Source organism: Pseudoduganella sp. UC29_106, from assembly GCF_044055365.1.
Classification (GTDB): Bacteria; Pseudomonadota; Gammaproteobacteria; order Burkholderiales; family Burkholderiaceae_D; genus Rugamonas.
In genome coordinates this window covers 3,083,283-3,097,638 of record NZ_CP171977.1, presented here as the reverse complement: position 1 = coordinate 3,097,638, position 14,356 = coordinate 3,083,283, and the positions used below count along the sequence as shown (strand labels likewise).

The window sequence follows — 14,356 nt, the reverse complement described above, 5'->3', positions numbered from 1 at the left end:
CCCATCAGAAGCGCAGCGTGGCGGACAAGAAGGAGCGCGGCGCGTTGGTCTGCACATTGACCAGCGAGTTCGGATACTGGGCAATGAACTGGTCCAGCGTCACGCCGGCCGGCAAGGTGCCGACCTGCCCGATCTGGGTCGCATTGCGGTCGTTGAGCAGGTTGTTCACGTTAAAGTCGAAGCGCAGCTTTTTCGTTATAGTTCCAGTACAGGCCAATGTCCGAAACCTTGTTCGGCGGCAGATACGCCAGCGCCGCCGTGGTCGTAGGACGCTTGCCGATGTAGCGGAAGCGGTAATAAGCGCCGTAGTTCTCGAAGTCGAAGTTCAGCGTGCCGTTGTAGGTGACCTTCGACGAGCGCTCCTGCGGACCGGAAGCATAGGACGGCGTATCCGGGAACGGGGTCACGCCGGGCGCGCAGGCTTTCAGCAGACCGCCGCAGCCAGTGATCCAGGAGGCTGCCTGCACGGCGCGGCTGCGGTTCAGCGTGAGCACATTGCGCAGGCCGAGCCAGTTGGTGATGCGAACGGTATTGTCCACTTCCACGCCGTAGGACTTGAAGTGGCTGTAGATCACGGGCCGCACATACTGGGTCACACCATCGGCATACGTGTTGTAACTGGTGACGCCCACCTTGTCCAGGTCCACATAGTACTGGCGCCACCTCGATGTTGAACCCGCGCGTGCGGTACTTGTAGCCGATTTCCGCCTGATTGATGACGGGCAGGTTATTCTGGTCCAGCGCATCCACTTTCCACTGCTGGTCGTAACCGTTCCAGAAACCTTCGGCATTCTTGCGTCCGTGCGTGTAGCGGAAGTGCACGGTCTGGCGTTCGCCCAGCTTGTAGCTCAGCGCACCGGTGTACTGCCAGTAATGCACATCCTTGTCGTATGGGATGGTCATGGCGCCGCCCGGGTCGATGGCATAGACGTTGTCGTACAGCGTCAGCGGATTGCCGTCGATGCCGCCGAAGCTGCGGCTTGTGGCGTTCGGATTCGTCGTATAGCGGTAATTCGTGCCGCGGAAGTTGTAGGAGGTATAGCGCGCACCAAAATCGGCCACGAAATTATCCTTTTCCCAGGTCAGTCCGAACAGCGGCGAGATTTCACGGGTGTGAACATCATCATACAGGCTGCCCACGCTGCTGCCGCCGGTGCCCGCGATGGCGGCAAAGCCGGTCGGGTCGGTCAGCTGATAGGTGACGGGGCTGGCCGCCTGGGTGGTGAAGCTCACATCCATCGTGGTCGGGTTGTTCTGCAGCGGCATCAGTCCCAGGCCGCCGTTCAGCGCGTCACGCACGAAATGAATCTTGGCGATATAGGCGCCGGCGGTCAGGCTAAGCTGGTTGCCCGTGCCGAAGTCGATGGTCTTGTTGGCCGTGAACAGGTCGAAGACATCATTGCCGCGCATGCGGTTGTTCAGGGCGCTCACCGTCAGCACCATATTTCCGGTCGCGATAGGCGAATTGCCTTCGATGGAGCTGTTCGGCAGCGCATTCGGCGTCGTGCTTTGCAGGCACAGGCTGGAACAGGCGCCTCCCGTCAGCGCGCTAGCGGCAGTGCGCTGGTTGACCCGCGCCAGCACCTGCCCGCTCACGCGGTCCTTGAAGGTATAGTAGCCAGGCGTATTGCCATGGCCTGCAAGGGCCACACCCAGGTTGTTGATCGCAGTGGACGATGCGATCGACTGATAGCCGACGCCTTCCGCCTCATTGTGATGCACCTGGTTGCTTTGTACGCGCAGATTGTTGGAGATCTTCCAGCCGTTGCCGAAATCATGATCCAGCTTGAGGCCAATAGCATTGGTGCGGAACTGGGCAAAATTCTGCGGGTCCCAGCTGTCGGTGCGGCCATTCAGGCCGGAGCGAATGGTATGCGCCAGGTCGCCGGAAGGAATGAAGTTCGCGCTGCGGCCGAATGGCGTATCGAACTGGATTGGTCCCCAGCCATGTGCCAGTGGGCGTACGATATCGAGGAAGGCCACCTGGTCGTCGAGGTGTTTGAACGAGACCTGGACTTCGCCCTTGCCCCATTCTCCGTTGTAACGCCAGTTCATATTGCCCTTCAGCTGGCCGCCGTGGTTTGGCGCCTTTTCGATATCGCGGTAACCGAAGCTGTGGCGGTAATGGCCGCCGATGGACCAGGCGAAGTCGCCCGCCTCGTTTTTCGCGCCATAGTAGAAGTCATGCTTCTGGTAGATATTGCCGGGATGGTCTTCGTTTTCGACACCGATGCGCGTGCCGACCATGCCGCCCTGGTCCGTGAAGCCATTCTTGGACAGATAGTTGAACAAGCCCGCCGGGGCGTTCGGGCCGGTCACTGCGGCCGATCCGCCACGCACGGCCTGCACGCTGCGCACCGTGGCATCCACACGCAGGAACATGTCCGCCGAGAAGTTGGAGAACGGCGAACCGATAACCGGCAGGCCGTCTTCCATCAGGGCGTTCCAGTAGTAGCCAACGGTGCCGGCGCTGGTGCCGTTGGAAATACCTCGGGTATAGACCGTGTTGCGCGCTTCGCCCGCATCGGTCGTGACCACCACACCGGGGATTTCGGTCAGCAGGTCCGCCGCGCTGACCGGAACCACGGAGCGCACGCGGTCTTCATCCAGGTTGGTGACCGACAGCGCCGCCTTGTCCGCCGTCGTGCTGCGCAGCACGCCGGTGACCACGACGACGGGTGCATCTTCATTCTTGAGATTGCGGCTGTCCGCTGCTGGCGCCGGCGCCGGTTCGGCCGCTTCCTGGGCCCAGGCCGGAGCCCCCATCACCAGCAGGCTGACAGCTGCGGCAAGCGTGGTGCGGCGCGGCGCGAGCGCGCGCGGTGCGTGTGCGTTCTTCATTCCATGTCTCCGTAGATTTTATGGCGGACCTGTTGGGTCGGTCCGTTATCGATAACATTTCTTCTGAAAATTAAAGCGCGAAGAGATTACCCGCCGCGCTCGTTATCGATAACAATATATTGCTTGAAAAAGCTTGTCAATCCCTACACCGGAAGAATTCCTTGCAGCGACGAGATGCGTTCCGGGGCCGACCAGGTAGCAAGCAACTCGCCGGAGGCGCCGAATTGCAGGAGCTGGGCGCCCTTGGCGCCATTGTCAGCGCCATGTCCCTGCCAGTTGGCGACCAGCAGCGTACCGTCCGCCTGGAAGCTGTATGTCGCGTAGAAAAACGGCGCGACGCCTGGCGGCACCTGCCCCACAGCGCCGAAACGGCGCTCCAGCTGGCCATGGGCGTCGAACACCGCGATGAAGGCGCCATAGCCGGCGGACACCCAGGTGCTGCCGTCTTCCCTGCGCTCGGCCTTCCAGGCATGCTCGAAACCGGGAGCGCTGAAGCGGCGCAGTTCGACCAGGTTCTCGTCCGTCTCCTTGATGTGGTCATTCGTACACAAAAGATACGTGCCTTGCGGCGTTACGCGCATCAGGCGGACATAGTCACCTTCGCGCCGCGCGGTGCCTGCCAGCTTTTCTTCGGCATCGAGCGTCAGCACCGTTACGCCGCCCTGCGCGTCCAGATCCAGGCCGGTGACCAGCGTGCTGCCGTCCTCCCGGCGCGTGACCGCGGTGACTTCGTTCCAGCGATCGCAGTTGGCGAGGATGCGGCCGGTGCGCCACTCCAGTTCGAAGAAGCCATGGTCATAGCCGACCAGCACGCGCTCTTCGTCGAGACGCTGCATATCGCGCGCCAGGGGGAAATCGGCCAGGTCAAGGGACCAGTGGAAGACGCTATCGCGCGTGCTGACCAGGGAAAGCTGCTGCCGGCCTTCATCAATGGCGAGAAAACGGATGTCTATCATGGGAGCTCCATAGTTATCGATAACATCTGAGATGCTAGCACATTTGATTCAGATCATGGAATTGGCAACGCCGTCCCATTAGCCTGATTGCATCAGCCAAAGGAGGAAATCATGACTTACCGTACCATCCTGGTTCATGTGGACAAAGCCGCCAATGCGGCCGAACGCATCAAGCTGGCCGCCGGACTGGCCGAGCAGGAGCAGGCCCACCTCGTGGGCGCCGCCATGACCGGCGTGCCCCGCTATATGTATTCCGGCAGCATGTTCGAAGGCAGCGGCGTGATCATTTCCGACTACCTGCGCTTCGCCTCGAAGCGGGCCGACGAATCGCTCGCGCTTTTCGGCGAAGTTACAGCGCGCTTCGGCGCGCGCAATACCGAGCAGCGCCGGCGCGAAGAGGACGAGTACTCCGGCCTGTGCCTGCAGGCGCGCTACGCCGACCTGGTGGTGCTGGGCCAGGGCAATCCGGACGACCGCGACGCCGGCGGCCTGCTGCACGATCTGCCGGAATATGTGGCCATCAATTCCGGACGGCCGATCCTGGTAGTGCCCTATGCGGGTGAGTTTCCCACCGTCGGCATCCGGCCCCCTGGTTGCCTGGAACGGCAGCCTGCAGGCGGCGCGTGCAGTCACCGCCGCCCTGCCCTTGCTGCGCCGCGCGGGCAAGGTGACGGTCGCCATCTTCGATCCACGTTCGGGAGACGAAGCGCATGGCGAGGAGCCGGGTGCGGACATCGCCCTCTACCTCGCGCGGCATGGCGTCAGTGTCGAGGTGACGGTCCGTCCAGGCCCGCTGGATATCGGCAACGACATCCTCTCCCTCGCCGCCGATCTGAATTCGGACTTGCTGGTCATGGGCTGCTATGGCCACAGCCGCTTCCACGAGCTGATGCTGGGCGGCGCCACACGCACCATTCTCGCGACGATGACGCTTCCTGTCCTGCTGGCGCATTAAATGAAGATAGGAATCGTCGGTACCGGGGCGGTCGGCAGCACGGCCGCCTACGCCATGCTTTTACAGGGGATCGGCGGTGAACTGGTGCTGGTCGATCATCATCCCGAGCTGGCCAGCGCCCACTGCCAGGACCTGCTGCACGCGACGCCTTTTCAGCCATCCCCTCCATCTGCGCGCCGGCGATTATGCGGCGCTGGCCGGCGCCGCGGTCGTGGTGCTTGCCGCCGGCGTTCCCCAGGCGCCCGGCGAATCGCGTTTGGAACTGTTAGGCCGGAACGTGGCCGTGTTTGCGGACATCGTGCCGAAGGTCATGCGCCACGCACCCGACGCGCTGCTGGTCGTCGCCACCAATCCTTTGGACGTGATGACGCAGGTGACTACCAATCTTTCCGGCCTGCCGCCTTCCCGCGTGATCGGCACCGGCACCATGCTCGATACGGCGCGCTTCCAGTCCCTGCTGGCGGCATGGCTGCACGTGTCGCCTTCGTCGGTGAACGCTTTCGTGATGGGCGAACATGGCGACAGCGAAGTGCTGGTCTGGTCGTCGGCGCGCGTGGCCGGCATGCCCCTGCACGAATGCGCCGCCCGATGCGGCATCGAATTGACGAGCATGCCACCGCCGAAGTGGACCTGGCGGTACGGCAGGCGGCGCAGCGCATCATCGCCGGCAAGGGTGCGACCTATTTCGGCATCGGCGCCGCCATTGCCACACTGGTGCGCTGCATCCTGCAGGATGAACGACTGGTGCTTACCGCCTGTTCGGTCGCGCCCGAAGTCGAGGGTGTGCCCGATGTGGCCTTGTCCCTGCCGGTGGTCGTGGACAGGCAAGGCATTGTGCAGCGCCTGACGCCGGCGCTGGACAAGCAGGAACGCCTTGGCATCCATGCCTGCGCCTCCATCATCAAACATAGCGTGGACGCGGCAATGACCGTTCGTTCCTAGGCCGCCAGCACGACCCGGTCGCGTCCCGCGCCTTTTGCGCCGTACAGTGCGCAATCGGCCGCGTGCAGCAGCTCCGGCCAGTTGTCGCAGCCTTGCCTCAGCATCGCCACTCCGACGCTGACCGTGAAGCTGAGTGGACCTGCAGACGTTTCGACCGCCAGCGCGCCAATACGGTTGCGCAGCCGCTCGGCGCATTGCAGCGCCTCGGCTTCGTCCGTTTCCGGCATCACGCACACGAACTCCTCGCCGCCGATGCGGCCGAAGCGGTCATTGGTCCGCAGCTCGGACATGCAGGTATCGGCCAGCGCCCGGATCACGCTGTCGCCGACCGCATGGCCGTAGGTGTCGTTCACTCTCTTGAAGTGGTCGATATCAAGCATGGCCACGGCAAGCGGACGGCGATGGCGCCGGGCCAACGCTACCGCGTTTTCCGCCTGCTCGAACAGGTAGGCGCGGTTGCAGACGCCCGTGAGGCCGTCGTGCCGCGCGGACTTGAGGAGCTGAGCCTCCAGCTGCAATGTCTGCAGCGCGAAGGACCGGATCACAAACATCAGGGCGAGCGCCAGCGCGATGGCGAAGGCGTACAGCATCAGCTGGTTCACCGTTTCCGCCAGCGGCATGCGCTGCACGGTCAGCACCACAAGCAGCACAGTGGGCACGGCAACGATTGCCAGGAAAGCGCGCAACTGCAACGTCATCACGGAAACGAGGAACAGGCAGGACGTGATGCCCGCCAGGCCGTACAGGAAGCCATCGCGCAGCATGAATTCAGCAAGGATCAGCGCGCAGATGTGCGTAACGAACAGGAATCCGCAACGGTAGAGCGGCGGCAAGCGCGCGGCGGGAGGCAGGTAGACCAGCGCGCCCAGCGCCACCAGCAGGCAACGGATCAACAGCGCATCGCCCGCATTGGCGGGGTCGCGCCAGAAATCCCAGATGCTGAACAGCAGGATAGCCAGGCTGAATTGCGGCCCGAGCACCGGAAAGAGGTGCTGTAACTGTTTCGCATGGCGAGCATCGAGTTCCTGGTCCATGCAGACAATTTACGAAGCTGTGGCAGTTCCGTCATCCTCGCAATTTGATGCACATCAAATTGCAGGTAAATATAGCCGCCGGTGAGGATGTGTGCATTTGTGCGCGCGGCGCGGCGACTACCCTGAACTAGTGGCCTTTAACCACTTCTGGAGACCATCATGAAAGCCTCCCGCTTCGCATTCGCCACGCTGGCCTGCACGCTGAGCTTCGCCGCGACTGCACAATTACCACGGCCCGGCACGGTCGATATGAAACTGAACCTCACCGACCTGCGCCTGCAGCCGTTTTCACTCTCCGCAGACGGAGGCACCGCCGCCGCGTCGGTCAGGGGCGGCAGCAGCCATTTCGAAGCCAGCTTCACTTCGCCCGACAATGTGCTGCACAACGCCAGCGAAAGCCGGACCGGCTCCGACATCTTCTACTTCAGCGCGGATGGAGTACAGTACCCTTGGGATGCCCTTGCCCACATCGAAAGTCACTCCTACCTGGGCAATCTCACGGCTGAACTGAAGATCGACAATCCGCATACACCATACGAACTGTTCGAGGCTTCATATGAGGTGAACACGACGCTGCGCGTCACGCCTAACACCGGGCTCACCATTTTCGGCCATCTGGTCGGCACCCAGATCAGCAACCAGATCAACCACTTCAGCAACGAAATTTCCGCCGATTTCTCAACGCTGCTGACCAGCAGCAATGCCGGCACGGCCACCTACCAGCGCAGCTTCGGCCTGCAGGGCGGGCCGACAGCGCTGGACGAATGGTTTTCGCTCACCCTCTATAACCGCAGCGATGAAACCGTGGACTTTAGCTGGCAATCAACAGCCGAACTGCACGAAACGCTGGCCGTGCCGGAGCCGGGCCGGCTCTGGGATGACGCTGGCGGGACTGACGGTACTGTGCATGATGGGAAGGCGCCGCGTGCAAGACATTGTCAGCCGCGCGGACGCAGGCGCAGGCGCTCCCGCGTAGCCTCAGCGGGGTCCTTGTACGCGCCACAGGCGGGCGCTCCCGTCGCCGGCTTGAGCGGCGCGCGCGATCCACATGCGGGAGCGGGCGGGGTCGCGCCGCACGCCGCGTCCGCTGCCATACATGCTACCAAGGTTGTATTGCGCCAGGGCGTGGCCCTGCTCGGCAGCCTTCCGGTACCAGCGCACGGCTTCCGCATCGTCCTGCCCCACACCCTGGCCGTTGGCATACATCACGCCGAGATTGTTCTGGGCGCTGGCGTCGCCCTGTTCCGCAGCGCTGCGGTACCAGGCCACGGCGGCCGCATCATCCTTCGCCACGCCTTCGCCGTTCGCATACAGCACGCCCACGCTGAACTGCGCATTGGGCGCGCCCTGCTCCGCAGCCAACCGATACCAGGCCATCGCCTGTGACGGGTCGCGCGTGACGCCGGTGCCATTGGCGTACATGGTCCCCAGCAGGTACTGGGCCGCCGCCTCGCCTTGCACCGCTGCCTTGCGCAGCCAGCCAACAGCCAGCTGGCAGTTGCGCCGCACGCCGGTGCCGGTGAGATAGGCCTCACCCAGCAGCGATTGCGCAGCGGGCACGCCCTGTTCCGCTGCACGGCAAAACCAGGCAACCGCCACGCCATCATCCCGCGGCACGCCGCGGCCCTTGCGGTACATCTGGCCCAGGTTCTGCTGGGCCGACGCCTCGCCCTGGCGCGCCGCGCAGCGAAACCAGCGCAAGGCTTCCGTGTCGTTGCGGCGGGTACCGCTGCCGTTGAAATACATGGCGCCAGATGGTTCTGTGCAAAGGCGATGCCTTGCTGAGCGGCGCGGCGCATCCACGAGAATGCCTTGCGTTCATCGCGCTCGACTCCCTGCCCTTTCTTGAAGCACAGGGCCAGGTTGAACTGGGCGTAGGGATCGCCGCGTTCCGCTGCTGCCAGGAACCACGAATATGCACTCATGGCCGCCTCCCTTCAGACAACAAACCGTTATCTAAAGTTTAATTTTGAAGTCAGTGCGGCCTTTGAGCAGAATCAATGGTTTCAGAACTTCGCGCGCACGCCGAACGCAAGGCTGCGGCCAGCCAGCGGCGAAATACTCCTTCAGCAGCGAAGTCGAGACACGAATGTCTTCATTAAGCAGGTTCTTGCCGATCAGGAACCAGGTCAGGTCATAGTCGGCCAGCTTCTGGCGATAGCTGAAGTTCGCGTTCAGCTGGTTGTAGGAGCCGGTCGACGAAGTTTCCCACACCGCCAGGCGATCCTGCGACTGGGCGTGGGTCAGCGAGACCCCGGCGCGCCACACTTCCGTCTTGTAGCCGGCGCTGGCGCCGAAGCGCGTAGCCGGCTGCAGCGGCAGGCTGCCGTCGTCATCGAACTTGCCGCGCGAAGTGTCCGCGAACAGGCGGCCCGTCCAGCCGTTGTTATGCGGGTTGTATTCGATCTCGGCTTCCGCGCCGCGGATCGTGGCGTTTGCCTGCTGGAACAAGCGCTCGCGGAACTCGCCGCCCGGTTCACCCGCATCGTCCAGCATGCGGTCGGTGATGTGGCCGTAGATGAAGTTCTTCACGCTGTTGCGGAACACATTGACCTTCCACTGCACCAGGCCCGTGTTCTTCTGCAGATTCAGCTCGATATTGTTCGAGGTTTCCTTGCGCAGGTTGGGATCGCCCACGTCGAAGGTGACGGTGGCGTCGTGCGGGCCGCCGGAATACAGCTCCTCCGTTGCCGGCGCACGTTCGGCGCGCGAGAACGTGGCGCCCACCGCGTAGCTGGGCATGAAGCGCCACATCGCGCCCACCGAGCCGGATTTCAGGTCGAAGGTCCGATCGACGCCGCTGATCGGCTCACGCTTCACGTTCTCGAAGCGCGCGCCCGCGTTCACGCGCACGGGACCGAAATCCCTTTCTTCGACGATGAAGCCGGCGTGCGAGGTCGAATGCGTGACCGGCACGGTGTCCGGACCGCCATCGGCGCTCAGCGCGGAGAAGTGGGTATTTTCGGTCTGCATGCCGAAGGTGCCGTGCCAGCCGAACAGCGGCTTGTGTGCCAGTTCGATGCGGGTTTCCAGCGCGCGGTTGGTGAATTTCGTCACCGGCACATCATCGTCACCCAGTTCCGCGTGCTTGTAGTCGGTGTAGCCGGCTTTCAGGCGCACCGACTCGAAACCGGTGAGGGGTTCCTTGATCAGGGAGTCGAAGTCGTAGCGGGTCTGCTTCTGGTCGATCTTCGAGCCCTCGTCGCTGGGGATGCCGTACACGTTCTTCAGCGTGGAGACGGAAAAGCCCGCGTAACCCCAGTCGTCGATGTAAGACGTGCCGACACCAGCGCTCTTCGAGCGTGTAGCCGAATGCGGCAGGCGCCCGTCGCCCGAGTCGGGCTCGTTTTCGACACGGTAGCCGGGAATCTTGTAATCGCTGGTGTAGCGGATACTGCCATCCGCGTGCAGCGCAAACTTGCCAACCGCGCCATCCAGCGTACCGGATGCGCTGCGGCCCTCATCCACCGTGCTGTAGCGGGTTTCCGCCTGGCCGGTCAGCTTCGGTTCCAGCGCGGTGGGAATGCGCTCGTTGACCACGTTCACCAGGCCGCCAATCGCGCCCGAACCATACAGCAGGGCCGCAGGACCGCGCAGGATTTCGATCTGCTGCGCCACGGCGCCTTCCGCCGCAACGGCGTGATCGTTGGACAGGCCGGATACATCCGAGACGGCCATGCCGTTTTCCATCATCTTCACCCGCGAGCCTTCCATGCCGCGGATGATGGGACGCGAAGCGCCTGCGCCAAAGGCGGAGGTTGAGACGCCCAGTTCCTGCGACAGCGTCTCGCCCAGCGAGTTGCCGACCTTGTCGCGCAGCTCATCGCCGGTGAGCACCTTGGCGGGCGCCAGGATCTGGTCGCCCTCGTTGGAACGGAAAGCACTGGCCGTGACGACGACCTTCTGGACATCGGCATCGGCGGCGTCGGTGGCATCGCTGGCGTGGGCCAGCGCGGAAATGGCGGACAGTACGGCGCTGGCCAGCAGCGTGCGTTGAATCTTCATGCAAATACCTCAAGCGAATTTTGAATGGACAGGCTGCGCGAACCGGACGAGCGCGAACGCTCCGGCAAACGCGGGATTACGGACTACAGCTGTCAGGCTTGGGGTGGAGCGCGGGAATTGAAGACGCAGACAGTGCGCTGGCAAGCCTGCGGCACTTCTGCAATGGCGACGACGGGAGCCTTGTGCTCCATCGTCGGGAAGGTGAAGGATGGTGTGTCGAGCGCGTTCGCCAGCTGGGCAAAGGCCAGGCACTGGCTGCAATTATGATCCAGCGCGGCGCCGCGGCTCGAACTGGAGGAGTCGTCGCGGTCCGCCAGCTGCTCGGTACCTTCGCGATAGGCGGAGATGTGCGACACCGCGTGCATGATCCCCAACTGCTGGGAGAGCACCAGCAGAAGCGAGAGCAATGCATAAACGATGTTGCGGCGTAACTTCATCCCGCTATTGTAAGCATGTTTTTACAGTTGTCACAAGTTTGCCTGTGTAGCGCATTGTTTCTCCAGCCAGGCGGGCACCTTCGCCGCCGCCAGTTTGTTCACGCCCAGCAGCAGCTCCGGACCCACTTCCGCGATGCCGTACTTCGACGCGATATGGCGGCCGATATGCAGCAGCACTTCGGCGGCCACCTCGGCGTCGGCCTCGGCGCGGTGGGCGGCGCTGCGGAATTGGATGCCCAGCCGTCCACTCAACTGGCCAAGCTTGTAGCTGCCCAGCTCCGGAAACACGCGGCGCGACAGCTTCAGTGAGCAGATGCTACCGATGTGCCCCGGTTCGCGGCCAACGCGTTCGGCTTCGGCACGCAGGAACTTCTCGTCGAAGCTGGCGTTGTGGGCGGACAGCGGGTCGGCGCCGATGAAGTCCAGCAGCCGCGGCACCACTTCGGAAGCGGGCGGCGCGCTATCGACCATCTGCTGCGTGATGCCGGTAAGGCCGGTGATGAAGGCCGGGATGCGCACGCCGCAATTTACCAGCGACACATAGCGTTCGGTCACGCGCCCGCCTTCGATGCGCAGCGCGGCGACTTCGGTGATGCGGTCGCCCATGACAGGCGAAAGGCCGGTGGTTTCGAAGTCGAGCATGACAATGGGTTTGGACAGCATGCTTTGCTCCTCAACCGAATTTACGGACTGCGTCCAGCGCGAGGCCGGCGCCGATGCTGCCAAACAGGTCGCCTTCCACCTTGCGCGCGCCAGGCACCAGGGCCGCAATACGCTCGCGCAGCAGCTTCACGCCGCTTGAACCGCCGGTGAAGAAGACCGTGTCGATCTGCTCCGCGCGCAGGCCCGCGTCGGCCAGCAGCTGGTTCACGGTCTGCTCGATGGAGCCGACCAGGTGGCCGATGGCCTGATCGAACAAGGCGCGCTGCAGGTCGAGCGTGAGCGGCGGATGCAGTCGGTCCAGGTTGAGCTGCACGGTTTCCGCATCGGACAGTCCGATCTTGCCCTCCTCCACCTGGATCGCCAGCCAGTGGCCGGCGCGGTCTTCGATCAGGTTCTGCAGGCGCAGCAGCTTGTCCTGCTCGCGCGCGTCGCGCACCAGCTCGCCCAATTGCGCCTGCATCTTCTTGGTGTAGGCCTGGTTGATCGTGTGCCAGGTCGCCAGGTTGAAGTAGTAGCTGGACGGGATCTCGGCGCCGCCTTGCAGCTGCGAGCCGTAGCCGAGCAGCGGCATCACGGAGGTCAGGCTCAGGTACTTGTCGAAGTCCGTGCCGCCAATGTGCACACCGCCGGTGGCGAGAATGTCGCCCAGGCGCTCCACGTGTCTGGCGCGTTCCGGGGACAGGCGCACCAGCGAGAAGTCCGAAGTACCACCGCCGATGTCGGCGATCAGCACCAGTTCCTCGTGGTCGATCTGGGACTCGTAATCGAATGCGGCGGCAATCGGCTCGTACTGGAAAGCGATATTGCGGAAACCGACGCTGCGGGCGATTCCGGCCAGCGTATCTTCCGCAGTCTGGTCAGCGGCGGCATTGTCATCGATGAAATGCACCGGGCGGCCCAGCACCACGGACTCGAATTTGCGCCCCGCCGCCGTTTCGGCGCGGTGCTTCAGTTCGCCGATGAACTGGGACAGCAGCATCTTGAACGGCAGCGCGCGGCCGCCAACTTCGGTCTGGCCCTCCATCAGGCTTGTGCCCAGCAGACTCTTCATCGAGCGCATCAGGCGGCCTTCGTAGCCGGCCAGGTACTCGGCCAGCGCCGCGCGGCCGTAGCTGACTTCATCGTCGTCCACATTGAAGAAGACCACGGACGGCAGCGTGACCTTGCCGTCTTCCAGCGGCAGCATCGGCGCTTCGCCAGGACGGACCCAGCCTACAGTGGAGTTCGATGTGCCGAAGTCGACACCGCATGCATTGGCCATGGAAGTCCGTCCGTTTGGGTAAAGGGGCGATATTTTAGCACCCGCGCGACAGTATGGCGCTGAAAACCGGGAAATAAATTGCCATGTGGTAAGTTGTCAGTTATTCTCGAAACATCTATTTACAGAAGACAACATGCCGGAAAGGCAGGCCCATTGATGCGCAAAACCAAACCACCACCAGCGCTCAGCCCAGCGGACCATAAAGCCGCTCTCCTGCGTGATGGACGCCGCGTGACGTCCTATGACGTAGCGCTGCTGGCCGGGGTGTCGCAGTCTGCAGTGTCGCGCTGTTTCAAGCCGGGCGCCAGTGTTTCGCGCGATACATATGCACGGGTGATGAAGGCCGCCGAAAGCCTCGACTATATTCCAAATGCGGCCGCGCGCAGCCTGATTACGCGGCGCTCGAATATGGTCGCTGTGCTGATCTCCAATGTCGCCAACCTCTACTATCCGGAGGCCCTCTCCGAATTAAGCCAGCAACTGAACCGCCGCGGCAAACGTGTGCTGCTGTTCACGATGCAGCAGGAGTCCGATTTCGAAGAGGTGCTGGCGGATGTGTGGCAATACCAGGTGGACGGCGTGATCGCTGCGGCCAGCCTCAGCGCCCCCCAGGTGGCCGAATTCGCACGCCGGCGCGTGCCGGTGGTCGCCTTCAACCGCAAGCCGGCCGACCAGGGCGTGAGCTGCGTCGTATGTGACCAGCACGAGGGCGGGCGCATGCTCGCCTCCCGCCTCGCCGCAGCAGGACATCGCCAGTTCGGAGTGATCGCCGGGCCCGTCGATTCAAGCGTGGGACGTGAACGCCTGCACGGCGCCATCGAGTGCCTGCGCGAGCTGGGCTTGCCGGAGCCCTGCATCGTCACCGGACAATTCGATTACGCCAGCGGCGCGCGCGGCCTGCGCGAACTGGTTTCCCGCCTCGGCAAGGCGCCCGACGCTCTGATTTGCTGCAACGATGTGATGGCGATTGGCGCACTCGATTGCGCGCGGCATGAGCTGGGGATTGATGTGCCTGGGCGGATGTCCGTGGTCGGCTTCGACGCGGTCGAACCTTCGAACTGGGCCAGCTACCGCCTGACCACCCTGCGTCAGCCTATGCAGAAGATGGCGCTTGCGGCGGCCGATCTGCTGTCCACACAGATTGAATCCGAGGGCGAAGCGCCGCACGAGTCACGCATCTTCCTGCCGCAGTTCGTCGACGGCGACACTGCTCGTCTTTCCCGCATTGAGGCCGATTTCCTCGTCGCCTGACCGCGACTGAG

At 63.3% G+C, this 14,356-nt stretch carries 14 protein-coding genes and 2 pseudogenes; 4 read left to right on the top strand and 12 right to left on the bottom strand.

What is annotated here, in order from left to right:
• Nucleotides 1-4: 4 nt before the first annotated feature.
• The 4 genes from ACHMW6_RS15915 to ACHMW6_RS15900 form a co-directional block, all read right to left on the bottom strand.
• Complete coding sequence (locus ACHMW6_RS15915) at nt 5-169, bottom strand: hypothetical protein (RefSeq protein ID WP_395408044.1); 165 nt, start codon at nt 167-169, stop codon at nt 5-7.
• 26 nt (nt 170-195) lie between these two features.
• The gene (locus ACHMW6_RS15910) at nt 196-2,841 is read right to left on the bottom strand and encodes a TonB-dependent receptor plug domain-containing protein (RefSeq protein WP_395408043.1); all 2,646 of its coding nucleotides are present in this window, start codon (nt 2,839-2,841) and stop codon (nt 196-198) included.
• A 143-nt stretch (nt 2,842-2,984) separates the two neighbouring features.
• Nucleotides 2,985-3,797, bottom strand: a complete 813-nt coding sequence (locus tag ACHMW6_RS15905) for a hypothetical protein (protein ID WP_395408042.1) — start codon at nt 3,795-3,797, stop codon at nt 2,985-2,987.
• A gap of 78 nt (nt 3,798-3,875) precedes the next feature.
• The gene (locus ACHMW6_RS15900) at nt 3,876-4,295 is read right to left on the bottom strand and encodes a hypothetical protein (protein ID WP_395408041.1); all 420 of its coding nucleotides are present in this window, start codon (nt 4,293-4,295) and stop codon (nt 3,876-3,878) included.
• A gap of 55 nt (nt 4,296-4,350) precedes the next feature.
• Between ACHMW6_RS15900 and ACHMW6_RS15895 the strand changes: the two genes are divergently transcribed.
• From ACHMW6_RS15895 to ACHMW6_RS15885, 3 genes and pseudogenes are all read left to right on the top strand, one after another.
• Nucleotides 4,351-4,752: a universal stress protein gene (locus ACHMW6_RS15895; RefSeq protein ID WP_395408040.1), complete on the top strand. Its 402-nt coding sequence runs from the start codon at nt 4,351-4,353 to the stop codon at nt 4,750-4,752.
• A pseudogene (locus ACHMW6_RS15890) lies at nt 4,753-5,275 on the top strand (L-lactate dehydrogenase); the annotation flags it as partial.
• A 65-nt stretch (nt 5,276-5,340) separates the two neighbouring features.
• Nucleotides 5,341-5,694, top strand: a complete 354-nt coding sequence (locus ACHMW6_RS15885; RefSeq protein WP_395408038.1) for a hypothetical protein — start codon at nt 5,341-5,343, stop codon at nt 5,692-5,694.
• Here ACHMW6_RS15885 and ACHMW6_RS15880 read toward each other — a convergent pair.
• From ACHMW6_RS15880 to ACHMW6_RS15845, 8 genes and pseudogenes are all read right to left on the bottom strand, one after another.
• Nucleotides 5,691-6,728, bottom strand: a complete 1,038-nt coding sequence (locus tag ACHMW6_RS15880; RefSeq protein ID WP_395408037.1) for a GGDEF domain-containing protein — start codon at nt 6,726-6,728, stop codon at nt 5,691-5,693. The two genes, ACHMW6_RS15885 and ACHMW6_RS15880, sit on opposite strands and share 4 nt — an antisense overlap.
• 137 nt (nt 6,729-6,865) lie before the next feature.
• Nucleotides 6,866-7,144 carry a hypothetical protein gene (locus ACHMW6_RS15875; RefSeq protein WP_395408035.1) on the bottom strand — a complete coding sequence of 93 codons (279 nt, stop codon included), beginning with the start codon at nt 7,142-7,144 and terminating at the stop codon, nt 6,866-6,868.
• Nucleotides 7,145-7,706: 562 nt separating this feature from the next.
• Nucleotides 7,707-8,474 (bottom strand): tetratricopeptide repeat protein, encoded by a 768-nt coding sequence (locus ACHMW6_RS15870; RefSeq protein WP_395408033.1) that lies wholly within the window; start codon nt 8,472-8,474, stop codon nt 7,707-7,709.
• Nucleotides 8,475-8,551: 77 nt separating this feature from the next.
• Nucleotides 8,552-8,653 (bottom strand): annotated as a pseudogene (locus tag ACHMW6_RS15865) (sel1 repeat family protein); the annotation flags it as partial.
• Between the two features lie 31 nt (nt 8,654-8,684).
• Nucleotides 8,685-10,733: a TonB-dependent receptor gene (locus ACHMW6_RS15860; RefSeq protein WP_395408031.1), complete on the bottom strand. Its 2,049-nt coding sequence runs from the start codon at nt 10,731-10,733 to the stop codon at nt 8,685-8,687.
• 92 nt (nt 10,734-10,825) lie between these two features.
• Complete coding sequence (locus ACHMW6_RS15855; RefSeq protein WP_395408029.1) at nt 10,826-11,170, bottom strand: hypothetical protein; 345 nt, start codon at nt 11,168-11,170, stop codon at nt 10,826-10,828.
• Nucleotides 11,171-11,200: 30 nt separating this feature from the next.
• Nucleotides 11,201-11,833 (bottom strand): PolC-type DNA polymerase III, encoded by a 633-nt coding sequence (locus tag ACHMW6_RS15850; RefSeq protein WP_395408028.1) that lies wholly within the window; start codon nt 11,831-11,833, stop codon nt 11,201-11,203.
• A 10-nt stretch (nt 11,834-11,843) separates the two neighbouring features.
• The gene (locus ACHMW6_RS15845; protein ID WP_395408027.1) at nt 11,844-13,094 is read right to left on the bottom strand and encodes an Hsp70 family protein; all 1,251 of its coding nucleotides are present in this window, start codon (nt 13,092-13,094) and stop codon (nt 11,844-11,846) included.
• Nucleotides 13,095-13,325: 231 nt separating this feature from the next.
• Here ACHMW6_RS15845 and ACHMW6_RS15840 point away from each other — a divergent pair, with 231 nt between their 5' ends.
• Nucleotides 13,326-14,345: a LacI family DNA-binding transcriptional regulator gene (locus ACHMW6_RS15840; RefSeq protein ID WP_395408026.1), complete on the top strand. Its 1,020-nt coding sequence runs from the start codon at nt 13,326-13,328 to the stop codon at nt 14,343-14,345.
• The last annotated feature ends 11 nt before the right edge of the window (nt 14,346-14,356 follow it).